Below are 22,148 nucleotides of genomic sequence, written 5' to 3'. Positions count from 1 at the left end.
CCCACGCGAGCACTGCGACGGTGCCCGGTCGCTCTCCCCGGGCACCTCGGCGCTGCGGGGGAACTTGTGCGAAGGGCCGCTTGGGCCGCGGACACATGGGGTACCCGCGTTCCATGTCAGCCTTCGCCCCGGAAACCTCGCCGGCCACCACTTCGCGTCCCGGCACTGCCCGGCACCTCGCCTCGGCCGCGGCCGGCTGGGACCGGCGCGTCTTCCATACGGTGGCGACCCGCCACTGGCCGGGCGCGGACCTGTTTCTGCCGAGGCTCAGCCGGTCCGCCAACCACGGGCTCCTCTGGTTCGGCACGGCGGCCGCGATGGCGGTCGTCGGGCGCGGCGCACGGACGCGGCGGGCGGCCGTACGGGGCGTGGCCTCGCTGGCGCTCGCTTCCGCCACGATCAACACCGTGGGCAAGCGGTCGGTGCGCAGGGCCCGGCCGATACTCGACGCCGTGCCGCTGATCCGGCAGCTGAAGCGGCAGCCGTTCACCACGTCCTTCCCCTCCGGGCACTCCGCTTCCGCGGCGGCCTTCGCGACCGGTGTGGCGATGGAGTCGAAGGCGTGGGGCGCGGCGGTCGCGCCCCTCGCGGCCGCGGTCGCACTGTCCCGTGTATACACGGGGGCGCACTATCCGGCCGATGTGCTGGCGGGTGCGGCGCTGGGCGTGGGTGCGGCGTTCGCGGTGCGCGGGCTGGTGCCCACCCGCGATCAGCTGCCGCCGCCGGGCCGGCCGCATGCCCAGGCGCCGGTACTGCCGGGCGGCAGGGACCTCGTCGTGGTCGCCAACCGCTCGGCCGGCGCGAGCAGCGCAGTAGCGCTCGGCGGACTCGCGGCCGCGGAAGGCACCGAGGGCACGCAGGGTGCGGAGGGAACCCAGGGCCCGGAGGGAACCCAGGGCCCGCAGGGTCCCGAGGAAACCCAGGGCCCGCAGGACGCGACGGCCCTGGTGCGGGACGCCCTGCCGCTCGCCACGGTGGTGGAGTGTGCGCCGGAGGAGCTCGACGCCGCGCTGGAGGAAGCGGCGGCGAGCGGCTGCCGGGCGCTGGGAATCCTCGGCGGCGACGGCACGGTCAGCCGCGCCGCGGCGATCGCCGCCCGGCACCGGCTGCCACTTGCCGTGTTCCCAGGCGGCACACTCAACCACTTCGCGTACGACCTGGGCATCGAGACCGTCCACGACACCTGCCGGGCCCTGGCCGCCGGTGACGCCGTACGCGTCGACCTGGGCCGCTTCACGCCCGGCCCCGGCGGCGCACCGGAGGGCCATTTCGTCAACACCTTCTCCCTCGGCGTCTATCCGGAGCTGGTACGGGTACGCGAGCACTGGTCTCCGCGGATCGGCAGCTGGCCGGCCGGCGTACTCGCCGCGCTGCGGACCCTGCGCGGCGAGCATCCGCTGGAAGCGGAGTTCGGGGGGCGCAGGCGGCCGTTGTGGCTGCTGTTCGCCGGGAACGGCATCTACCAGCGCATCGGCCCGACGCCGGGCCGACGGTACGACCTCGCGGACGGGCTGCTGGACGTCAGGGTGGTGCACGGTGGCCGGGGTCCCGGGCTGCGGCTGCTCGCGGCGGCGCTCGCCGGTCCGCTGAGCCGCTCTCCCGTCCACGCGGCGGTGCGGCTCCGACGGCTGCGGATCTCCGGTCTGGCCCCCGGCACCCCGCTCGCGTACGACGGCGAAGTAGCCGAGTCCGCACCGGAGTTGGTCGTGGACAAGGCGCTGGAGGCGCTGGTCGTGTACCGCCCGTTGACGGTCCCGTCGGTCATCGAGAGCTGAAGCGCGTCCGGACAGCATCGACTCCGGACACCAGGGTCCGAATACCAGGGTCCGGACACCAGCAGCGGTGGTCCGGACGGCATCGCGTCCGGACGCAACTGATCAAGACGGATCTGTTCAGATAGCAAGACGTCAATCTCATCATTCGGCACACCGGCGTACCGTGTCCGTACCACTTCACGAGAGGGAGTACGGCCATGCCGAAGGAGACCGCTGTCTACACCCACGGGCACCACGAGTCCGTGCTGCGCTCCCACCGTTGGCGGACCGCCGCCAACTCCGCGGCATACCTCGTTCCCGAACTGCGCCCGGGCGCAGACGTGCTGGACGTCGGATGCGGACCCGGCACGATCACGGCCGACCTGGCCTCGCTGGTGGCACCCGGCACGGTCACGGCCGTTGACGCGGTGGCGGACGTTCTGGCACAGGCCGGTGAGGTGGCGGCCCGCCGCGGCCTGGACAATGTCCGCTTCGCGGTCGCCGATGTCCACGCACTGGACTTCCCCGACGACTCCTTCGACGTCGTCCACGCCCACCAGGTCCTGCAGCATGTCGGCGACCCGGTGCGGGCGCTGCGCGAGATGCGGCGGGTGTGCCGTCCCGGCGGGATCGTCGCGGTCCGCGACAGCGACTACGGGGCCTTCACCTGGTTCCCCGAAGTCCCGGACCTGGACGGCTGGCTGGAGCTCTACCACCGGGTGGCCCGGGCGAGCGGCGGCGAACCGGACGCGGGACGCAGGCTGTACTCATGGGCCCGCCGCGCCGGCTTCACCGACATCATGGCGACCGCATCCGCCTGGTGTTTCACGACGCCCGAGGAGCGCGCCTGGTGGAGCGGCCTGTGGGCGGACCGTACGACGGCGTCGGGCTACGCGAAACTGACCGTCGACGGCGGACACGCACGCACCGAGGACCTGGCGGCCATCGCCGACGCCTGGCGCGAGTGGGGCAGCCATGACGACGCCTGGTTCATGGTCCCGCACGGCGAGCTGATCTGCCGGGCGTAGAGCCTGTCCCGTGCAGCAGGCCACGGGGCCCGCGGGACCCCCGGGGTCCGGCGGCGGGAATCGATCTCGCGGCGCTGCTGCGCCAACTACCCTCGCCCGTATGGAGATCCTCGGAACCACGCTGCGCATCTGCGTCGACGATCTGGAGGCCGCCGCCGGCTTCTACGAACGCCTCACCGGGACCCCCGCGCTCCGCTTCGGGCGTGGCGGGGTGTCGGTCGCGGCCGTGGGCTGCTTCCTGCTGATGAGCGGCCCTGAGTCGGAGCTGGAGGTGCTGCGCAAGGTCACGGCGACCATCGCGGTCGAGGACGTGGACGTGGCACACGCGACGCTCACCGAGGTCGGCGCCCGGGTCATCGCGGGACCGGTGCCGACCCCGGTGGGCCGCAATCTCATCGCCGTCCACCCGGACGGGTCGGTCTTCGAGTACGTCGACCGCCGGGCGGTCGTGCGGGACTGAGTCGTGCGGGACCGAGGCTGTTCGCCCGTCGACGCGTGGACGGCGGCTTCATCCCTCGCCCGGGCCCTGCGAACGGGGCGGCCGCATCCGGAACTCGTAACGCTCCGGCAGTGGGTCGTCGGTCAGCTCCGCCCACAGCTCGCCCAGGTCTTCGGCGCCTTCGCGCAGGTCCGCCACCTCGAAACCCTCGTCGAAGACGGCGCGGGCGGCGGCGCCCTCGCCCTCGGCGAGCAGGAGCCGGGCCTCCAGCAGACGGAAGCGCCCCCGGCTGCGCAGGGACGGCCACAACCGGTCCAGTACCGTGCGGGCGTCCACGGTGCGCCCGGCCGCGAGCAGAGCCTCGATCGTCTCCCGGGCGAGCGCCGCCGTCGCCGCGGTCCAGCTCTCGCCGTGGTCGCGGCGCTCCGCGCACAGGTCGTCGAAGGCCTCCGCGTACAGCTCGGCGGCGCGCTCGCGGTGGCCACCGGTGAGCTCCGCGACGGCGAGGCAGCGCAGCAACGGCCAGCGGGAGGGGGCGAGTCGCAGGCCGCGCTCCCAACTGCGCACGGCCTGGGCGAAATCGCCGGCGTGCCACTGGGCGACGCCGAGGTGGTACTCGGTGTGGGGTTCTGCGGGGGCCGTCTCCAGCATGTCGCGCCAGTGCGGGGCGACCAGCGTGGGGCCCGGCGGGGTGACTCGGCGCGGCGCGGGCAGGACGCCGGTGCGCAGCAGCTCCAGCCAGGGCGCCTGTTCCGCACCGAGCGTGGCCTCGTCGAAGGGCGTGCCGGGCAGTTTCACGCCGGTGCGCAGCACTTCCAGCGCGCCCCAGCCGGAGCCGGCGGCCAGGGTGTCCCCCGGCTCGGTGTCGGCGCAGCGCCGCCACGCCTCGTACACGGCGTCGACGTCCGCTCGCGGCAGAACGGCTTCCAGCCGTCCGGCTGTCTCGGCGCACGCCGCCGCCCAGTCGTCGCCGTGCACGACCGCCGGGTCGGCCGACAGCGGCCCGTACGCCTCCAGCCAGCTGAACTCCTCCTCCGCATCGAGCCGCAGATGTTCCAGCTGGGTACGGGCGAGTCCGGCCTGGATCTCGGCATAGCCGGGCGTACCGGGCTCCGTCAGCCACTCCTGCCAGCGCCGCCCGCCACGTCCCGAGCCCCAGAGGAAGAGCTTGCGTCCGCGCAGCCGGTCCGTCGAGGTCTGCACCAGCCCATGGCCGTGCGCGTCGAGTGCGGCGATCCACTTACGGGATTCCCCCGGTACGTCGTAGAAGTAGTCGGCGGGGTACTCGCTGCGGGTCGGGTACGTACGGTCGGTGGAGTCGTGCCGTGGCACCGGGACCTTCCGCAGGGTGCGTTCGTAGCCGAAGTGCCAGGCTTCGTCGGCGGGTGCCAGGACCCTGCTCCGCTCGTCCTCCACCACCGCGATGTTGGACCACCAGTACACGGGCGCGGGCCGCTCGTGGGGGTTGCGTATCCGCACGCCGACGTAGAGGAAGTCGGAGTCGGCGGGCAGCCAGAGGTCGACCTGGAACGGCAGGTCGCGCAGCCGCTCCCACTCCCAGAGCCTGACCATCTCGCCCCCGTCGGGGGCCGGGACCACGGCGGCGTGCAGCGGGGCGCAGGCCAGGGTGGTGTGGCCGGTCGCCCCGATGTTCCACTCGATTCCACCGGAGAACCAGGCGCCGTTGAGGGCGAAGTCCGCGGGCTGGAGGACGGGGTTGCGGTACACGAGTTCGCGGCCGGTGGGCTTGTGGTGCAGGGAGTGGACGCGGCCGCCGAGACCGGGCAGCACGGTGACCCGCAGCCGGTCGTTCTCGATGACGACGGTGTCGAGGTCCGCCCCGGCGCGTTCCCGGCCGTAGCCGTCGCGCAGACGCGTCGGCAGGGCGGTGCGCAGCGGCTCGTACCCGATCTGGCGGGCCATGTCGCGGGGCAGCCCCTCCTTCGCGCGTTCGTCGAGCGCGTGCAGTTCGTCGAGGGGCCGCAGGGCGGGCAGCGGATTCTCGGGCCCGGGCGGGGCCACGGGCAGGGTCAGTACGGCACGTCGCACGGTCGTGGCCAAGGCAACCTCGCTTCGTTCGCATCGTTCACGCGGTCGCCGGCAACTGCCGCGGCCGACGGTCCCGTTGACCATGGAACACGGTGCGCTCCGCCCTGACCAGGGGCTCTGTGGGTCAGTCTTCGGCAAAGACCGCAGTCCGCCGGGAGCGGGGGATATTCCGTACACGGGCAGTCCTCACCGTCGTACTCTCGATCTCCGATCGGTTCATCGCCGGGGCAGGCGGCAGAGGATGGCGGGAGAGCATGGGTACGCAGCACACCTACCGGGTGATCGTGCGCGGCACTTGGGACGGTCTGACGGACGCGGCGCGTGAGGCGCTTCTCGCGGACGTGGAGGACCACGGCCTCGCGCAGATGCAGTTCACCGCGGAGGGCTCGCTCGTGTACGACCGTGCGCTCAAGCACTTCACGTACCGCTATGTCGTCGCGTCCGACGCGGCGGACGGCGAGGAGTTGGCGGCCGCGATCGCCGAGGACCGTGCGGAGACCGCGCTCAAGGAACTGGGGTACGGCTTCCGGGACCTCAGGTCGTCGGCGACCGACATGGACACGATGAAGATCAACCGAAAGCGCGGCCGCTGAGGCGGGCGGGGGCCGGAGTGAGGGGCCGGCCCGCCGGAGTACGCCACTCCAGTGGCGGTTCACGGTGGGACCGGCCGTGCTCGTGACCTTCCGAGCCGGACTTCGCGCTGCGGGGCTTCCCGGGACGGAACCTGGGCCCTTCCTGACAGGCGCATCGTGAGTCCACTGAGATTCCCGGGGAATCCGGGGCGCGTTGTCAGACCGCCCCGCTACATTGCCCCCATGGCTGAATTCGTTCTGGTAGCAGGCGCGTGGCTTGGATCCTGGGCATGGGACGAGGTGGTGCCGGAGCTGCGTGCGGCCGGGCACGGCGCCCACCCGATGACGCTGTCCGGCCTCGCCGACAGGCAGGGCGTGCCGGCCGGGCAGCAGACCCATGTACAGGACATCGTCGACGAGGTGGAACGTCATGATCTCCGCGACGTCGTCCTTGTCGGGCACAGCTACTCGGGCATCCCGGTGGGTCAGGCCGCCGAGCGGATCGGCGACCGGTTGACCCGAGTGGTCTTCGTCGACTCCAGCGTTCCGGCCGACGGCGGGTCGTTCGCCTCCGCCTGGTGGCAGGGCCAGGCGAAGTTCGAGGCGGCGATCGCCGGGAACGACGGCTTCTGGGCGCCCCTGACCGCAGCCGAGTGCGACGGCCAGGGTCTCACCGACGAGCAGATCGCCCGGTTCGTGGGCGGCGCCACGCCGCATCCGGGCGCCACGCTGACCGAGCCGGCCGTGCTGGCACGCCCGCTCGGCGAGCTTCCGGCGACGTACGTCAAGTGCCTGCTCGACGGCCCCGAGCCGTCCGACGACGTGGCCGAGCTGCTGACCGGCGAGCGCTGGCGGCTGGTCAAGATGGACACCGGCCACTGGCCGATGTTCTCCCAGCCACGCGAGCTGGCCCGGATCCTGCACAGGTCAGCCGTGGAGTCCTGAGCCCCGCCACGGTCGGCAGGATCAGGAGGACGGGCCCTCGTCGCGGACCGTCATCTCGGCGGTCATCGCCCACCGTTCATGGTCGCGCCAGGCCCCGTCGATGAAGAGGAAGTCGGGCGAGAAGCCCTCCAGCCGGAAGCCCAGCCGTCGGACGAGTGCGATGGACGCCTCGTTGCGCGGCTGGATGTTGACTTCGAGGCGGTGCAGTCCGAGCGGGCCGAACGCATGGCGTACGACGAGGCGGAGGCCTTCGCTCATCAAGCCGCGGCCCGCGGCGGGCGCGAAGGCGCCGTAGCCGACGGCTCCGCAGAGGAAGCCGCCTTCGACGATGTTGTTGATGTTGATGAATCCGGCGATCCGGCCGCTTCGGCGCTCGCAGACGAGGAAGCCCGCCTTGGTCGGGTCGTCGATGAGTTTGCGGGCGAACGCGGCGTACGCGGCGGTCGTCTGGGGCGGGAAGAGCCAGGGCCGGTGCAACTGACTGCTCTCGCGGGCGAGTGCGGTGAACTCTTCGGCGTCGTCGAGGCGGTAGTGACGTATGCCCACCCGCGGACCCACGGCGAGATAGCCGTCGTCGGGATCACCGTGGGAGCGGAGCGCGGAGTCGGACTCCGAGCCGGGAGCGGACTCGGGCTCGCAGGCGGAAGCGGGGGCGCGCTCGGAGCCGGGCTCGCAGGCGGAAGCGGGGGCGCGCTCGGAGGCGGGCTCGCAGGCGGAAGCGGGGTCGGAGCCCGGGTCCGGGGCGTCGGCGTCAGCAGGTACGGCAGGCATGGCGGGCATGACGCCAGGCTAACGCCGGCTATTTGGTGCGGCGCCGGAAGAGGTACCCGCCACAGAGCCCACCAAGGATCCAGGTGACCAACAGCGCCAGATACAACGGCAGCGTGACCTCGGGGATCAGCATTCTGATCCTCACCCGCCGGGTGTTCTCGAAGATGAAGATCAGGGTGAGGACCGCGATCACCACAACGGCGATCCTGGACGGCGTGAGCCTGCTGCGGAAGCCGTCTCCGCTCTTCGCCCTGCCCTTCGTGCTGCCCTTCACGTCCTTGGAGCTCATGGGACCAGGATGGACGGATCCTGGTCCCATGAGGCGTTGGGGCGAGCCGTACGGGTGAGACGTACGGGTAGACCTACGCGCGTTCGGGTGGGACGCGGGCCTCAGTGGTGGGTGAGTACCAGCTGCGGCTCGTCCTCGTCGGCCGTGGTGGCCGGGTTTGGGCGCTTGATCAGCAGCGCGGTGACGACGCCCGCGCCGAGCATGGCGAGCGCCACGAACATCGCGTTCCGGTAGCCGGCCTCGGTCACGCCCTGCGTGGTGCTGCCTGCCGTGATCATGGCGGAGGCGAGGGCGATACCGAGCGAGGCCCCGATGCCGAAGCATGCGCCGTTGAGTCCGGAGAGCGAGCCGGGCTTGTCCTTGGGCGCGGTGGTGACGGCCAGGCCGTTGAGGCCGGTGAGCATGAAGCCGCCGTACGTCACGCCGAGCGCGGCCAACGAGGCGACGAGGACCCACTCGTTGTGCTCGCGTTGATCCGGTAGCCGAGCATGGCCAGCACCATGGCCGGCAGCATGCCGCCGCGGCCCGCCAGGTCGGAGTCGGCTCCGGAACGCGTCCGGCCGAGCGTGGATGACATGTCGGCCCCTTTGCCTGGGATGTCAGGTCTCGAATCCACCGATGTGCTCATCGATACGACGGCTCTCCGATCGATCATCTCGAAGAAAGCTGCCAGTTGTCTGACAAGTGTCGCTCAGACAGGGTGGAATCTACGTGCGTAGAACGGTCAGGGCCTTCTGGATGTGAATTACGGTGAGCGGGAAAGTGAACCCTCAACCCGGCGGACAACGGGACGAGTAAGTCAGCAGGCAGGCAGTCGTCAGCAGGGCAGTGAGCAGCCAGACAAGTGAGCCAAGGAGGGGGCCGTGGTGGTCAGCGGACAGCAGCGGAGGCCGGTAGTCGTCCTGTACGAGCGCATCGCGGACGCCATCCACGACGGCATCTACCCGCCCGGCTCCACCCTGCCGTCCGAGCCCCGGCTCGCGACCGAGCTGGGAGTCAGCCGGCCGGCCCTGCGCGAGGCGTTGCTGCTCCTCCAGGAGGACGGGCTGCTGACGGTACGGCGCGGGGTCGGCAGGACCGTCAACGACCGCCCGCCACGGCGCGGCTTCGAGTACATCCAGCCGCTGGAGGAGCAGCTCTCGGCGGGTGCGCCACTGCGGGTACAGGCACTGCTGCGGGCCGTCGAGGAGCCGACGGACTTCACCACGCAGCATCTGCTCGCGCCCGCCCGGGCGGAGCTGCGGTTCTGGGAGTCCGTACTGTCGGGGGAGGGCGCGGCGGCCGCGCTCAGCCAGGAGTGGGCCGCGGCCGACGACGTACTGGACCGCGCGCATCCGTCATTCGCGCAGGCGCTGCGCGAGGCCCGTGACGCCGACCGGACCTCGATGCTGGCGGTCCTGGCCGGGGCCTCTCGCGGGGTGTCGCTGACCGCGCACTCGGGGGTGACCGCGACCCTGCTCGGGCAGCGGCGCGGGGCCCAGCTGGACCGCCCGGCCGACACACCCGCGGTGCTGATCACGCAGGTCGTACGGGCCGGGGACGTGCCGATCCTCGCCGCGAAGCACATGCTGCCGACGGGGGCGCCGGCGCTGCCCGTGCTGCAGTCGAACTAGAGCTGTCCGGTCGATCGGGCGAGCCCGGCAAGATCCACCGGACAGGCTCCGGGTGGCGCAGGCGACGGGAGCTCTCCTTGCGCCCGCTGGGCGTAGGGCGTGTTGCGAAGGTCCCGCCTGGGGCGTGCCGGTGTCCCGGGTGCGTCACAGCGCCCGGCGCCGCCGTGCCGTACACTCCCGCTGCATGCACTTGTCTGACAACACCGCCGCCGCCTCGTCCGCCGTCGCGGACTGGATCCGCCGGGCCCCCAAGGCCGTCCTCCACGACCACCTGGACGGCGGCCTGCGCGCCGCCACGATCATCGAGCTGGCCCGTGAGTGCGGCTACGGCGATCTGCCCACCGAGGACCCCGAGGCGCTCGCCGTCTGGTTCCGCGACGCCGCGGACTCCGGATCGCTGGAGCGCTATCTGGAGACGTTCGCCCACACCTGTGCGGTGATGCAGACCCGCGAGGCCCTCTTCCGTGTCGCCGCGGAGTGCGCCGAGGACCTGGCGGCCGACGGGGTCGTCTACGCCGAGGTGCGGTACGCCCCGGAACAGCATCTGGAGGGCGGTCTCAGCCTCGACGAGGTCGTGGACGCCGTCAACGAGGGCTTCCGCGAGGGCGAGCGCCGCACGGACGGCCGGATCACGGTCCGTGCGCTGCTCACGGGCATGCGGCACACTCAGCGCTCCCTGGAGATAGCGGAGCTGACGGTCGCCCACCGGAACCGCGGGGTCGCCGGCTTCGACATCGCGGGCGGCGAGATCGGCAACCCGCCGGCCAACCACCTCCCCGCTTTCCAGCACCTGAAGCTCCACAACTGCCACTTCACGATTCACGCGGGCGAGGCCGTCGGCGCCGAGTCCATCCATGAGGCGGTCCAGGTCTGCGGCGCCGAGCGCATCGGCCACGGCGTGCGCATCACCGACGACATCCAGGTCCACGACGACGGCACGGCGACGCTCGGCCACCTCGCCGCGTACGTCCGTGACAACCGGATCGCGCTGGAGGTCTGCCCGACCTCCAACCTCCAGACGGGCGCGGCGAAGGACTACGCGACGCACCCGATCGACCTGCTGCGCCGCCTCGGCTTCCGGATCACCCTGAACACCGACAACCGCCTGGTCTCCGGCACCACCATGAGCCACGAGTTCCAGCACATGGCGGACGCCTTCGGCTACGGCCCCGAGGTCTTCGAGAAGTTCACCGTCGCGGCGGTCGAGTCGGCGTTCCTGCCTCTCCCGGAGCGTCGCCGCATCATCGACGAGGTGATCCGTCCGGGGTACGCGGCGCTGTAGCCGCCGGACGGGGGGGCCGGGGCCTGTCCCGGTGGAGCGCATCGGTCCCCCACCACCCCACCGCTGTGCGCCTACGGTGCTTCGAGCAGCGGCCTCAGCTCAACGAGCCACGCACCACGGGGAGTTGCGGCGAGAGCGAGCGGTGCGGGGCGGGAGTTCAGCGCAGCGCGGGTACGTCGAGCCTGAGCACGCACGCGTCCGCGTCGAGCACCGCCGGAACACCCAGCGGCATCGTCAGTGCCGTCGCGCTGTGACCGAAGCCCAGCTCCTCGACGACGGGCACCCCGAGTCCGCCCAGCCGGTCCCGCATCAGCGCCTGGACCTCCTCGTACGGCCCGCACTCCTCCCAGGAGCCGAGCGCTATCCCGGCCACTCCGTCGAGCCGGCCGGAGCGGAGTAGCTGGGTGAGGACCCGGTCCAGCCGGTACGGCTCCTCGCCCACGTCCTCGATCAGCAGCAGTCCGCCCTGGGCCGAGGGCCGGGCATGAGGGGTGCCGAGCTCGGCCGCGAGCAGAGAGAGGCAGCCGCCCAGCGTGATGCCGCTCGCGCGCCCCGGCACGAGGGTACGGGCGGTCTCCAGGCCGAGGGTCCTGACCGACTCGGGCTCGAACAGGGTCGCGCGCAGCGACTCCTGAGTGCGGGTGTCCTTGAGGAAGGTCGCTGCCGCGGCCATCGGGCCGTGCAGGGTCGAAAGTCCCGCCCGGACGGCGAAGGCCTCATGGAGCGCGGTCACATCGCTGTAGCCGATGAAGACCTTCGGGCCCGCCGCTCGTATCGCCTCCCAGTCGAGCAGGTCCACCATGCGCTGGGCGCCGTAGCCGCCGCGGGCGCAGATCACCGCGGAGACGGTCGGATCGCACCACGCCTCCTGCAGGTCCCGGGCGCGGGCCCCGTCCTCTCCCGCGAGATACCCGAGCCGCGGGTGCTCGTCGAGGACATGGGGCATCACGACCGGCTCCAGGTCCCAGCCGCGCAGAATGTCCAGGCCGGCTTCGAGCCGCTCGGCGGGAACAGGACCGCTGGACGCCACGACGGCGATCCTGGCGCCCGGCACGAGGCGCGCGGGCCGGGTCAGAGGCGTGAGGGTCACTTCGCGGGCTCCCAAAGCACTTTTCCAGTGGTCAGTTCTTCTGTGATCACTCTTCAGCTCTCACTTCTCCCGCGCTCACTCCTCCAGCGCTCATCTCCGCAGCGCTCAACTTCTCCAGCGCTCACTTCTTCAGTTCGAGCTGGGGGACGTCGGTGCGGGTGATGCCGAAGGTCTGTGCGTACAGGGACAGTTCGGCCTCCAGGGCGCGGATCATGGTGTCCGCGCGGCGGAATCCATGACTCTCGCCCTCGAAGGCGATGTACGCGTGCGCGATGCCGCGCCCCGCCATCCGGGCCAGGAACCGCTCGCTCTGCACCGGCGGGCAGACCGGGTCGTCCAGCCCCTGGAGCAGCAGGAACGGGGCGGAGATCCGCTCGACGTGCTCGATGGGTGATCTCTCCCGGTAACGCCCGGGGACCTCGGCGAGCGGCCCGACCAGCGACTCCAGGTACTGGGACTCGAAGTCATGGGTCTCGTCCGTGGCCCAGCCCATCAGATCCAGGATCGGATAGATGATCGTGCCGCACGCATACACATCGGTGGCGGTGAGGGACGCAGCCGTGGTCCAGCCGCCGGCGCTGCCGCCGCGGATCGCCAGCCGAGCGGGGTCGGCCGTGCCTTCGGCGGCCAGGGCCTCGGCGACCGATGCGCAGTCCTCGACATCGACGACACCCCACTGCTCGCGCAGCCGGTTCCGGTACTCGCGGCCATAGCCGGTCGAGCCGCCATAGTTGACCTCTGCGACGCCGATGCCACGCGAGGTGAAGTAGGCGATCTCCAGGTCCAGGACGAGCGGGGCATGGCCCGTGGGTCCGCCGTGCGCCCAGACCACATAGGGCGGCAGCTCGTCGCCGGGCGCGATGCGGTCCGGGTTGTGGGGCGGATAGACATGGGCATGGATCTCCCGGTTGTCCGGCCCGGTGAAGGTGCGGATCTGCGGCTCGGGGTAGTACGAGGGGTCCACGGGGTCGTCGTGCTTCGAGCCGATCACACGGGTCCTGCCCGTGCAGGTGTCGAGCTCCACCACTTCGTACGCGCTGCGCGGGCTCGCTGCGACACCGAAGACGCGGCTGCCGTGCGCGGTCAGCGTCGGCGCCCACTCGGTCCAGGGGCCCGCGGCGTCCACGAGCTCCCCCGTCTCGGGGTCGAGTATGCCGAGGGCCGTGGTTCCCTTTCCGTGAATGACCGCGATCAGCCCGTTGTCCAACGGCTGGAACCACTTGAGGCCGATCTTCCACAGCGGCCCGCCGAACTCCTCGCCCCGCCCCTCGCAGAGTCCGGTGGCGGTCGCCCCGCCGGCCGCGAGAACATCGGGCCGGATGCGCCGCAGCTCCCACCAGTTGCCGGGGTCGGAGACGAACAGCAGCGAGCCGTCCCGGGCCCAGTCGACCTGGGCGACCGACTCGTCGGGCCCGCCGGCGACCTTCCGTACCGCGGCGAAGGATCCGCCGTCCGTCACCTCGGCGGCCATCGCCTCCGTGCCGTCCCACGGCATCCTCGGGTGGTCCCAGGCGATCCACGCGGCGTGCCGCCCGTCGGGCGAGAGCCGGGGGCCGGTGACGAAGCGGTGCCGGTCGTCGGTCAGCTCCCGGACGGCGCCGCGGTCGTCGGCCGCCGAACCGTCCAGCGGCACCGCCGCGATCACCCGCCGCAGATCGGTGGGCGCTTCCCCGGTGAACTCCTCCAGCACGCACCAGACCTCACCGCGGTCGAGGTGGATCACCGGGTCCACCCAACGCAGCCCGCCGCCCACCCGGGACAGGGGGGTGAGCGGCCGCGGCTCGCCGCCGCCGTCCGGCTCGTACGCATACAGCCGCTGGTCGGGGTGGTGGACGAAGACGACGAGCGGGCCGTCATCGGGCCGGGCGGCTCCGGCCCACGGCTGTCCGCCGTACTCGATGACTCTGCTGCGCACATTCCACGGGGCGGGCAGCACCGACTCCTCGGCTCCGCCGACCCTCCGGCGCACCAGGGCGCGGCGCCCGCCCTCGGTGGGGCGTGGCGCGGTCCACCACAGCTCGTCACCGACGGCGCCCGCGTACTCGGGACGGCCGTCGTGGGATGCGGCGAGCGCGGCGTCGATCGGCGACGGCCAGGTGCCGTAAGCCCCCGTGGGTACCATGCCAACTCCCCTATGCGGACTTCAGATAGTGGTCGAGAACCCGGACGCCGAAGTGAAGAGCCTCGACCGGCACGCGCTCGTCGACTCCGTGGAACATGGCCGCGTAGTCGAAGCCCTCGGGCAGCTTCAGCGGTGAGAAGCCGTAGCCGGTGATCCCGAGGCGGGCGAACTGCTTGGCGTCGGTGCCGCCCGACATGCAGAACGGGATGACGTGCCCGGCGGGATCGAAGCGCTCGATCGCCGCGCGCAGTTTGGCGAAGGTCGGGGAGTCGACGGGTGCCTCCAGGGCCACCTCCCGATGGTGGAACTCCCAGTCGACGTCGGGTCCGGTGAGCCGGTCGAGGGTCTCGCGGAACTCCTCCTCGCCGCCCGCCAGCATCCGCCCGTCGACATACGCGGTGGCATGCCCCGGGATCACGTTGACCTTGTAGCCGGCGTCCAGCATGGTCGGGTTGGCGCTGTTGCGCACGACCGGCTCGACCAGTGCCGCGGCCCGGCCGAGCTTCGCCATGAAGGCGTCCACGTCGAAGTCCGGGGCATCGACGTCGACCTCGATGCCGTACAGCACGGCCAGCTCGGACAGGGCGGCCCGCACGGTGCGTGTGAGACGGACCGGCCACTCGTGCCGGCCGATCCGGCCGATGGCCTCGGCCAGCCTGGTCACCGCATTGGACCGGTTGACCTTGGAGCCGTGCCCGGCCCTGCCGTGGGCGGTGAGCTTGAGCCAGGCGGTTCCCCGCTCTCCCGCCCCGATCGGGTACAGCGCCATTCCGGGCCCGGCGTGGAAGGTGAACGCCCCGGATTCGCTGATGCCTTCCGTGCAGCCCTCGAACAACTCCGCGTGCTGGTCGGCGAGGAAGCCCGAACCGTCGATCGCGCTGGCCTCCTCGTCCGCCGTGTAGGCGATGACGATGTCCCTGCGGGGCCGGACGCCCGCGCGCTTCCAGGCCCGGACGACCGCGAGGATCATCGCGTCCATGTTCTTCATGTCGACGGCTCCGCGGCCCCAGACGACGCCGTCGCGGACCTCGCCGGAGAACGGGTGCACGGACCAGTCGGCGGGCTCGGCGGGGACCACGTCCAGATGGCCGTGGACGAGCAGGGCGTCGGCGGACGGGTCGGTGCCTTCGATCCTGGCCACCACATTCGTGCGACCGGGGGTGCGCTCCAGCAGCACCGGCTCGAGGCCGGCTCCGGCGAGCCGCTCCGCCGCGTACTCGGCGGCGGGCCTCTCGCGGCAGTCCCCGCCGCCGCGGTTGGTGGTGTCGATGCGGATCAGTTCGGAGGTGAAGGCCACCACCTCGTCGAGGGCGATGCTGTCGACGGTCGTGCCGGCGGGAGTTGCCGAAGGCGTGCCGGTCTGCGTTTCGGGGCGAGTCACGTCAGCCATACTGCTCCTCCACCGCGGCTGAGACGATCGTCGTGACCGCCTTGAACGTACGAATGGCCTCATACATCGTCTCGCTGGTGTAGACGGTGCGCCGCTCGCCGCTGCGGGTCGCGCCCGGTACGACGGTCGCGGCGGCGGCGAGGTGCTCCGCGTCGAACTCCAGCTCCACCGTGAACGGACCGCCCTGCACCGGATCGTGGCGGACGGCCAGTGCCGTGGCCTCCTTGGCCGCCGCGCGGATGTCGGCGGCCGTGCGGGCCGGTGTGCGGCACACCGCCGCGTACCGTGAGACATGGTCCTTGACGGCGACCTTGCGGGCCTCCGGTGCGTACCCCAGAGCGTCCTCGCAGGTCAGATCGTCGCCTGTGACCAGGATCACCGGGACGCCGTACTCCGCGACCACGTGCGCGTTGAGCAGGCCCTCGCTCGCCCGTGTGCCGTTGAGCCAGACGCCCGTGATCGAGTTCGCCAAGTACGTGTGCGCCAGCACACCCTCGGCGCCCGCTCCTGTGTGGTAGCCGACGAAGGCGATGCCGTCCACATCGCCGTGCTGCACGCCTTCGACCATGGAGAGCGATTTGTGTCGGCCTGTCAGCATCTCGACACGCTCGTCCAGGTGCTCCAGCAGCAGATTACGCATGCTCCAGTGCGCTTCGTTGACAAGCACCTCGTCGGCACCGCCGTCGAAGAAGCCGAGCACCGCCGCATTCACATCCGAGGTGAACAGGGACCGGCACCGTTCCCACTCAGGCGTGCCCGGCAGCACGTCGGCCGGCCAGGTGACACCGGTGGCGCCTTCCATGTCGGCACTGATGAGGATCTTCATGCCTGGAACCGTACGCGCCGCCCGCCGGGCCGACCAGCCCTGTGGATAACTGTCCGTGGTTCAGACCTGTGGCGTCACCCGTTCCGGCCCACGACCAGCCAAGTCGACGGCAGTTCGATGCGCGAGCCGTCCGCCGCGTACTCGGTCGTGGCCAGCGGCAGTTCGCCCCTCGCCACCACGTCCAGGCCCGCTGCCCGGAAGTATTCCGGGACCTGTGCGTCGGCGACCGTGCCCGGCGCGATGCCGTGCCGCAGGACCGGCCGGAGCTTCGGAGGCGGGCCGGACGGGCTCTGCGCGAGGCTCATCAGGACCTGCCCGGCGGCCTCGGCCGGCTCCACGACGAAGGCCCGGCCGCCGTCCCCCACCAAGGTCGCGATGGACTCCGCCAGGGCCGCCCGGTCCTGCTGCTCGCTCTGGTGCAGCACGCCCCGCATGTAGACGTTGGTGTCGCCGAGCTCGGCGTGCAGCTGCTCCACTGCGGCCGCGTCCACCGCGTCGACCTCACGGAAGCGGACCTCACCCTGTCTGTCCTGCCGGCGGGCGTGCATGATCGCGGCCGCCGCCAGGTCCACCCCGAGCACCCGCGGGAAGCGGTCCGCGAGATACCGCGTCTGGGTTCCGTTGCCGCAGCCGAGATCCACGAGAGGCAGCCCCGGCGCCGTGAGATGCGGCTCGAAGAGAGCCAGGTGCCGGCTCGCCGTCAGCGCCGGCTCGGCGTCCCAGAACACCGCTCCCGGCTCGTCCGGAGCCTCCCGCCAGAAGCCCTCCCAGGCGTCCTTGTACCGACTCGTCACGCTCATGCGCAGCTCCCCAGGGTGAACGGACTGCACGGCGCCAGGACCTGACGCTGCGTCAAGATCGGTCTACCGCCGACAGGTCGGAGCGACAAGGTTCCGGCGCAATCGTTCACCTGGCGTTCGACACGCGCGCACGCCTCGCCCCGCTCGGGACCGGCAGCTCGCACCAGACCGAGGTGCCGTGGCCGGACCGGCTGGTCCCCCACTCGCTCGCCAGGGCGCTCACCACCCGCAGTCCGCGCCCGGACTCGTCGTCCGGGCCGGCGCTGAGCAGCGTGGGCAGGGTGTGCCCTTCGTCCGTGACCTCGCACAGCAGCGCGTCGGTGCGGACGAGCCGCAGCTCGATCCGGCGGCTGTCGGTGTGCCGTACGGCGTTGGTGACCAGCTCGCTGACGAGCAGTTCCAGTGTGCCGGCCGATTCGTCCAGGCCCCAGGCCGCCAGTTGCTCGCGCACCAGCCGGCGGGCCCTCGGGACCTCGCGCGGCTCGGGCGCCAGCTGCCACCGGGCGACGTCGTCGGCCGCGATGCCGTTGAGCCTCGCCATCAGCAGGGCGACATCGTCCTTGCGTCCGCCACGCGTGTTGAGCGCCCTGATGATGGTGTCGCAGGCGTCGTCCATGGAGGCGGCCGGGTGTGCCGCGGACTCGCAGAGTGTCGCCAGACCGACGCCGATGTCCTCGCCGCGTACCTCGACCAGCCCGTCCGTACACATGACGAGCCGGTCACCGGGCTCGACGGGGACGCGCACGGTCTCGAAGGGGACCCCGCCGACGCCGATCGGCGCCCCGGTGGGCAGACCGAGCAGCTCGCTGCGGCCGTCCGCCGCGCGGACGAGGACGGGCGGGACATGGCCCGCGTTGGCCAGCAGCAGCTCGCCGGCGATCGGGTCGTACACGGCGTAGAGACAGGTCGCGAGGTAGTGCTCACCGAGCCGCTGGGCCAGATCGTCGAGGTTGCGCAGGAGCTGCCCCGGTGGCAGGTCGAGGGCCGCCATCGTCTGGACGGCCGTACGCAACTGGCCCATCATGGCCGCCGAGTTGAGGCCGTGGCCCATCACATCGCCGACGACCAGTGCGGTGCGCGAGCCGGGCAGTTTGATGGAGTCGAACCAGTCTCCGCCGACGCGTCCGAGCAGGGTGCCCGGAAGATAGCGGGTCGCCGTGTCGCAGCCCGCCATACGGGGCGTGACCTGCGGCAGCATCGAATCCTGAAGGGTCTCGGCGACGGTCTCCTGGTACGTGTACATACGTGCGTTGTCGAGAACGAGACCCGCGCGGGCGGCGAGCTCCGCGCCGGTCACCCGGTCCATGTCGTTGAACATGGCGCGTTCCGGGTGGCGCAGCAGGATCATGAAACCCAGCACCACATTGCGTGCCTTGAGCGGCACCACCAGCATCGACCGGCCGCTGATCAGCGGCCGGATGTCGCGCTTCTCGAACTGGGAGGCGATGGCGGTGCCCATCTCCTCGCTGATCCTCGGTACCAGTACCGGCTCGCCGGTGGTCATGCACTGGAAGAAGGGGGTGTGCACGGGAAACGGCATGGATTCGCCGACGGGTACGACATCGTCCCAGCGTCCCGGAGCATCGACATGCTCGACGGCGACCCGGTGCCACAGGGTGGTGGCGTCCGGCGGGCCGTCCGGGAAACCCTCGCCCGCGATGACCTGCTCGCGCAGATACGTGCCCGCGACATCGGTGAAGCGCGGCACCACGGCCGCGCTGACCTCCTGGATCGTCCGGGCGAGATCGAGCGAGGAACCGATGCGGCCGCTCACCTCGTTGAGGAATTCGAGCCGCTCCCGCACCGCGGCGTATTCGAGGTCGAGCTCCTGATCCGCCTCGTCCGTGTGGCGTCCCGCGGCCACCGCCTGCTGGGCGGCGCGCAGCCGCTCCCGCCGCTCCGCGCGCCTCGGCACTCCCCAGTCGGGGGTGACCGGCACCCGGTCGTGGTGGCTGAACTCGATGACGGGATAGCCCAGTTCCAGCACCTGCGCGACGATGCGGGTGGATTCCTGGACGCTCATGCTCGGCAGGATCTCCGGGAGCCGCCGGGCCAGTTCGTCGAAGCCGGGGAACTCGGTGTGCAGCGCGAAGCCCGGAGCGATCCGCTCCATGCTCTCCTCGGCTCCCGGCGTGTCCTCGCCGGGGTCGAACTGCGCGGCGTCGGCGGCGAGGACGAGCAGCCTTTCCGGCCCGGGGCCGACGAGCGGATACGACCACCACAGGACGTCCACCCGGTCTTTCCGCGCCTTCGCCTCCGCCACGTCGCCGCCGGTGAGCCGGGCCCGGCCCGCCGCGGGGTAGGACGTCTGCCCGTTCAACGAGGCGTCGAGGCCGGGTCCGAGACCGCCGTAGCTGTCGTCCGACTCGTACGAGCCTTCCTCGGTCAGCGCGCCGGTGACCGGCAACAGCTCGACGACGGGCTGGCCGAGGGCAGCCTCCTTCGCGTGGCCGAACAGCCGCCGGGCGCCGGTCGACCAGTGCGACACGAGGCCGTCGCCGTCCACGACGACCACGGCGAGCGGAATCCGCCCGGCCGCTGCGTACTGCCGTGGCAGCTTCGGCGGAACACCACTGTCCATCGGTGGGAGGCTCCTTCCCCGGGCGCGGGATCTGCGGCGGTCACTCCACTGAAGACTCTGCTTACTCCACGGTAGGCCCCTGCGACCACCGTGCGCCGGGCATCGGCCGAATCGGTCGTGCGCCCGCGCACGGAATCGCGGAACGCATGACTCCGCCGACAGGAGGTCAGGAACCCTGGTCCTCGTGCCCCAGTTGGAGATCGCGCTCCGTGCGTCCGCCGCCGGCGACCTGCAGCACCGTTGCCACCGGCGGATAGCCCGCCGCGATCACGGTGTACTCGCCGGACGACAGATCGACGAAGCGGAAGGTTCCGTCGGGGCCCGTGGTGAGGGTGTCGACGACATTGCCCCCTGCGTCGAGCAGCGTCACCCGCGCGTCCTCGACGGGCCGTCCGCCGCCGGCCCGCACGGTGCCGCGCAGGACCGCGCCGCCCGCGAGTTCGATGTCCTGCCGGGTCTCGCGGGACGACTGGACGCTCACGGGGAGCGCGGCGGGACGGAACGCGGGTGCGCTCGCCGCGAGGGTGTACTCCCCCGCCACCAGCTCCGCGATCACATAGCCGCCCTCGCGTCCGCTGCGGGTGGTGGCGACGACCTCTCCGCGTACGTCGGTCAGCGTCACCGCGGCGTCGCGCACCGGACTGCCGTCGGCGGTGACGACGCTCCCGGCGAGCCGGCCCGCGCCGCCGAGGACGACGTCGAGTTCCACCGGCCGTTCGCCCACGGTGACGGACACGGCCTGCGGCTGGTGCCCGCCGGCCGCCGCGATCAGGACGTACGAGCCGGGGCCGGGCACGCTCAGCGCGTAGCGCCCCTCCTCGCCGCTGGCGCCGCGCCCGATCTGCTGCCCGCGTACATCGATGAGGGTGAGCGCGGCACGCGGGACGGTGGTGCCGTCGTGGTGCTGGACGGTGCCGCAGACGGGTACGCCCACGAGGTACGGCGATGCGGGCGCGGGGGACGGTGGCGCGGTGCGCGCGTGCGGTACGGAGGTGGGCTGGGCGGAGGCGGGGGCGTTGAGGGACACCAGCGGTTTCTCCTTGAGGAAGAAGGCGAGGAAGAGGCCGAGGACGAGCACCGGCACGAGGTAGAGGAAGATCCGCGGCATCGCGTCCGCGTACGCCTGGATGTAGCCGTCGCGCAGGGCGGGTGGCATCGCGTGGACGAGCTGTGGAGTGATGGACTCCGGGACGGGCAGTCCGGCGCCGGCCGGGAGCCGGCCGGCGAGGGAGTCGGTGAGCCGGTCGGCGAAGAGGGTGCCGAAGACGGCCGCACCGACGCTGCCGCCGATCTGCCGGAAGTAGTTGTTCGCGCTGGTGGCGGTGCCGAGATCGGCGGGCGGCACGGCGTTCTGCACGGCCAGGATGAGGACGGGCATCACCAGACCGATGCCGACGCCGAGGATCGCCTGCCAGACGGAGTACTGGAGCCGGGTGGTGTCGGCCTCAAGCCTGGACAGCAGCCACATCCCGACGGCCGAGACGGCACTGCCGAGCACCGGGTAGACCTTGTAGTTGCCGGTGCGGCTGATGAGCTGTCCGGAGACGACCGAGGCGACGACGATGCCGCCCATCATGGGGAGCATCAGCAGCCCCGACTCGGTGGCGCTGGCGCCGTCGACCATCTGCAGGAAGGTGGGCAGATAGCTGGCGGCGCCGAAGAGGGCGACACCCACGACGGCCCCCACCAGGCCGGTGATGGTGAAGACAGAGTCGCGGAACAGCCGCAGAGGGATGACCGGTTCGGGCGCGTAGTGCTCGACGACCAGGAACAGCAGGGCGGTTCCGGCGGCCCCTGCGGCGAGTCCGAGGATGACGCGTGAGTCCCACGCGTACTCCGTGCCTCCCCAACTGGTCAGCAGCACCAGGCAGGTGGAGGCGGCCGCGAGGAAGAGCGCGCCGAGGACGTCGAAGCGCGCCCGCGCCGCCGGCTTCGGCAGTTTGAGGACGACGGCGACGACGACGAGCGTGACGAGGCCGAACGGCACATTGAAGTAGAAGCACCAGCGCCAGGACACATGGTCGGTGAAGAAGCCGCCGAGCAGCGGACCCGCGACCGAGGCGAGACCGAAGGCGGCGCCGATCAGCCCCATGAAACGCCCGCGCTCCCTGGCCGGGACGATGTCGGCGATGATCGCCTGTACGCCGATCATGAGGCCGCCCGCGCCGATGCCCTGGATGGCGCGGAAGGCGATGAGCTGGTCCATGGTGCGCGACCAGCCGGCGAGGGCGGAGCCGATGACGAAGACGACGATCGCGAACTGGAAGATGCCCTTGCGGCCGTAGAGATCGCCGAGCTTTCCGTAGACGGGCAGGCCGATGGTGGCGGTGAGGAGATACGCGGTGATCGCCCAGGGCATCCGGTCCAGGCCCTGGAGTTCGCCGACGATCTTCGGCAGGGCGGTGGCCACGATCATCTGCTCGAGCGCGGCGAGCAGCAGCGCGAGCATCAGGCCGAAGAAGACGAGGCGTACGCGACGGGGACTCAGGTCCGTTGCCACGCCGGAGGATCCTGCGGCCGGCGGCTCGGGGGCCCAGCGGTCTTCGGCCGTCTCCCCGGCGGCCTGCCCGTCCTTCACCAGCGTGATCCCGCCCACG

Annotated in this window: 19 protein-coding genes; 7 read left to right on the top strand and 12 right to left on the bottom strand. The window is 71.6% G+C overall.

The genetic code is table 11. The features are described from left to right. The first annotated feature begins 113 nt into the window (after nt 1-113). The 3 genes from ACZ6ZQ_RS00800 (at nt 114) to ACZ6ZQ_RS00790 (ending at nt 3,242) form a co-directional block, all read left to right on the top strand. Entirely contained in the window at nt 114-1,775 is a 1,662-nt protein-coding gene (locus ACZ6ZQ_RS00800; RefSeq protein WP_469766384.1) for a phosphatase PAP2 family protein, read from the top strand. A gap of 197 nt (nt 1,776-1,972) precedes the next feature. Further along, nucleotides 1,973-2,782, top strand: coding sequence for a class I SAM-dependent methyltransferase (locus ACZ6ZQ_RS00795; RefSeq protein ID WP_469766383.1), 810 nt, complete (start codon nt 1,973-1,975; stop codon nt 2,780-2,782). A gap of 100 nt (nt 2,783-2,882) precedes the next feature. Continuing rightward, the gene (locus ACZ6ZQ_RS00790) at nt 2,883-3,242 is read left to right on the top strand and encodes a VOC family protein (RefSeq protein ID WP_469766382.1); all 360 of its coding nucleotides are present in this window, start codon (nt 2,883-2,885) and stop codon (nt 3,240-3,242) included. A 48-nt stretch (nt 3,243-3,290) separates the two neighbouring features. On the opposite strand, the gene ACZ6ZQ_RS00785 is transcribed toward ACZ6ZQ_RS00790, so the two are convergent. Continuing rightward, the gene (locus tag ACZ6ZQ_RS00785; protein ID WP_469766381.1) at nt 3,291-5,282 is read right to left on the bottom strand and encodes a DUF5107 domain-containing protein; all 1,992 of its coding nucleotides are present in this window, start codon (nt 5,280-5,282) and stop codon (nt 3,291-3,293) included. Nucleotides 5,283-5,524: 242 nt separating this feature from the next. Here ACZ6ZQ_RS00785 and ACZ6ZQ_RS00780 point away from each other — a divergent pair, with 242 nt between their 5' ends. Next, nucleotides 5,525-5,863: a DUF6204 family protein gene (locus ACZ6ZQ_RS00780; protein ID WP_469766380.1), complete on the top strand. Its 339-nt coding sequence runs from the start codon at nt 5,525-5,527 to the stop codon at nt 5,861-5,863. A gap of 222 nt (nt 5,864-6,085) precedes the next feature. Continuing rightward, the gene (locus ACZ6ZQ_RS00775) at nt 6,086-6,787 is read left to right on the top strand and encodes an alpha/beta fold hydrolase (protein WP_469766379.1); all 702 of its coding nucleotides are present in this window, start codon (nt 6,086-6,088) and stop codon (nt 6,785-6,787) included. Nucleotides 6,788-6,808: 21 nt separating this feature from the next. On the opposite strand, the gene ACZ6ZQ_RS00770 is transcribed toward ACZ6ZQ_RS00775, so the two are convergent. The 4 genes from ACZ6ZQ_RS00770 to ACZ6ZQ_RS00755 form a co-directional block, all read right to left on the bottom strand. Next, on the bottom strand, nt 6,809-7,345 hold the full coding sequence (locus ACZ6ZQ_RS00770) for a GNAT family N-acetyltransferase (protein ID WP_469766799.1): 537 nt from the start codon (nt 7,343-7,345) through the stop codon (nt 6,809-6,811). Nucleotides 7,346-7,586: 241 nt separating this feature from the next. Then, a complete protein-coding gene (locus tag ACZ6ZQ_RS00765; RefSeq protein WP_469766378.1) occupies nt 7,587-7,847 on the bottom strand; it encodes a LapA family protein in 261 nt (86 codons plus the stop codon). Nucleotides 7,848-7,948: 101 nt separating this feature from the next. Beyond that, nucleotides 7,949-8,284, bottom strand: a complete 336-nt coding sequence (locus ACZ6ZQ_RS00760) for an MFS transporter (protein ID WP_469766377.1) — start codon at nt 8,282-8,284, stop codon at nt 7,949-7,951. Further along, a complete protein-coding gene (locus ACZ6ZQ_RS00755) occupies nt 8,266-8,424 on the bottom strand; it encodes a hypothetical protein (protein WP_469766376.1) in 159 nt (52 codons plus the stop codon). The genes ACZ6ZQ_RS00760 and ACZ6ZQ_RS00755 overlap by 19 nt, the downstream gene beginning before the upstream one ends. A gap of 286 nt (nt 8,425-8,710) precedes the next feature. On the opposite strand from ACZ6ZQ_RS00755, the gene ACZ6ZQ_RS00750 reads away from it, so the two are divergent. Together ACZ6ZQ_RS00750 and ACZ6ZQ_RS00745 are read left to right on the top strand one after the other, a co-directional pair. Then, nucleotides 8,711-9,460, top strand: a complete 750-nt coding sequence (locus tag ACZ6ZQ_RS00750) for a GntR family transcriptional regulator (protein WP_469766375.1) — start codon at nt 8,711-8,713, stop codon at nt 9,458-9,460. A gap of 184 nt (nt 9,461-9,644) precedes the next feature. Further along, on the top strand, nt 9,645-10,742 hold the full coding sequence (locus ACZ6ZQ_RS00745; protein WP_469766374.1) for an adenosine deaminase: 1,098 nt from the start codon (nt 9,645-9,647) through the stop codon (nt 10,740-10,742). Between the two features lie 157 nt (nt 10,743-10,899). On the opposite strand, the gene ACZ6ZQ_RS00740 is transcribed toward ACZ6ZQ_RS00745, so the two are convergent. From ACZ6ZQ_RS00740 to ACZ6ZQ_RS00710, 7 genes are all read right to left on the bottom strand, one after another. Continuing rightward, nucleotides 10,900-11,832: a S66 peptidase family protein gene (locus ACZ6ZQ_RS00740; protein ID WP_469766373.1), complete on the bottom strand. Its 933-nt coding sequence runs from the start codon at nt 11,830-11,832 to the stop codon at nt 10,900-10,902. A 121-nt stretch (nt 11,833-11,953) separates the two neighbouring features. After that, a complete protein-coding gene (locus ACZ6ZQ_RS00735) occupies nt 11,954-13,954 on the bottom strand; it encodes a prolyl oligopeptidase family serine peptidase (protein ID WP_469766372.1) in 2,001 nt (666 codons plus the stop codon). Nucleotides 13,955-13,964: 10 nt separating this feature from the next. After that, entirely contained in the window at nt 13,965-15,344 is a 1,380-nt protein-coding gene (locus tag ACZ6ZQ_RS00730) for a M20/M25/M40 family metallo-hydrolase (protein WP_469766371.1), read from the bottom strand. Beyond that, nucleotides 15,337-16,170, bottom strand: a complete 834-nt coding sequence (locus ACZ6ZQ_RS00725) for a M55 family metallopeptidase (protein ID WP_469766370.1) — start codon at nt 16,168-16,170, stop codon at nt 15,337-15,339. Before ACZ6ZQ_RS00725 ends, ACZ6ZQ_RS00730 begins: the two co-directional genes overlap by 8 nt. A 74-nt stretch (nt 16,171-16,244) precedes the next feature. Further along, nucleotides 16,245-16,970 (bottom strand): class I SAM-dependent methyltransferase, encoded by a 726-nt coding sequence (locus ACZ6ZQ_RS00720; protein ID WP_469766369.1) that lies wholly within the window; start codon nt 16,968-16,970, stop codon nt 16,245-16,247. Between the two features lie 106 nt (nt 16,971-17,076). Then, on the bottom strand, nt 17,077-19,551 hold the full coding sequence (locus tag ACZ6ZQ_RS00715) for an ATP-binding SpoIIE family protein phosphatase (RefSeq protein WP_469766368.1): 2,475 nt from the start codon (nt 19,549-19,551) through the stop codon (nt 17,077-17,079). Nucleotides 19,552-19,717: 166 nt separating this feature from the next. Continuing rightward, entirely contained in the window at nt 19,718-22,147 is a 2,430-nt protein-coding gene (locus ACZ6ZQ_RS00710) for an MFS transporter (protein WP_469766367.1), read from the bottom strand. Nucleotide 22,148: the final 1 nt, after the last annotated feature.

This window comes from Streptomyces sp. NPDC053673 (genome assembly GCF_055585225.1).
Note: the sequence above shows the minus strand (reverse complement) of the source record. Positions and strands in the feature narration are given on the sequence as shown.

Coding starts and splice junctions, on each gene's coding strand:
- ACZ6ZQ_RS00765 (WP_469766378.1), bottom strand. CDS start 7,847: ATGAGCTCCAAGGACGTGAAGGGCAGCACGAAGGGCAGGGCGAAGAGC.
- ACZ6ZQ_RS00795 (WP_469766383.1), top strand. CDS start 1,973: ATGCCGAAGGAGACCGCTGTCTACACCCACGGGCACCACGAGTCCGTG.
- ACZ6ZQ_RS00780 (WP_469766380.1), top strand. CDS start 5,525: ATGGGTACGCAGCACACCTACCGGGTGATCGTGCGCGGCACTTGGGAC.
- ACZ6ZQ_RS00725 (WP_469766370.1), bottom strand. CDS start 16,170: ATGAAGATCCTCATCAGTGCCGACATGGAAGGCGCCACCGGTGTCACC.
- ACZ6ZQ_RS00745 (WP_469766374.1), top strand. CDS start 9,645: ATGCACTTGTCTGACAACACCGCCGCCGCCTCGTCCGCCGTCGCGGAC.
- ACZ6ZQ_RS00790 (WP_469766382.1), top strand. CDS start 2,883: ATGGAGATCCTCGGAACCACGCTGCGCATCTGCGTCGACGATCTGGAG.
- ACZ6ZQ_RS00755 (WP_469766376.1), bottom strand. CDS start 8,424: ATGTCATCCACGCTCGGCCGGACGCGTTCCGGAGCCGACTCCGACCTG.
- ACZ6ZQ_RS00735 (WP_469766372.1), bottom strand. CDS start 13,954: ATGGTACCCACGGGGGCTTACGGCACCTGGCCGTCGCCGATCGACGCC.
- ACZ6ZQ_RS00775 (WP_469766379.1), top strand. CDS start 6,086: ATGGCTGAATTCGTTCTGGTAGCAGGCGCGTGGCTTGGATCCTGGGCA.
- ACZ6ZQ_RS00715 (WP_469766368.1), bottom strand. CDS start 19,551: ATGGACAGTGGTGTTCCGCCGAAGCTGCCACGGCAGTACGCAGCGGCC.
- ACZ6ZQ_RS00730 (WP_469766371.1), bottom strand. CDS start 15,344: ATGGCTGACGTGACTCGCCCCGAAACGCAGACCGGCACGCCTTCGGCA.
- ACZ6ZQ_RS00800 (WP_469766384.1), top strand. CDS start 114: ATGTCAGCCTTCGCCCCGGAAACCTCGCCGGCCACCACTTCGCGTCCC.
- ACZ6ZQ_RS00720 (WP_469766369.1), bottom strand. CDS start 16,970: ATGAGCGTGACGAGTCGGTACAAGGACGCCTGGGAGGGCTTCTGGCGG.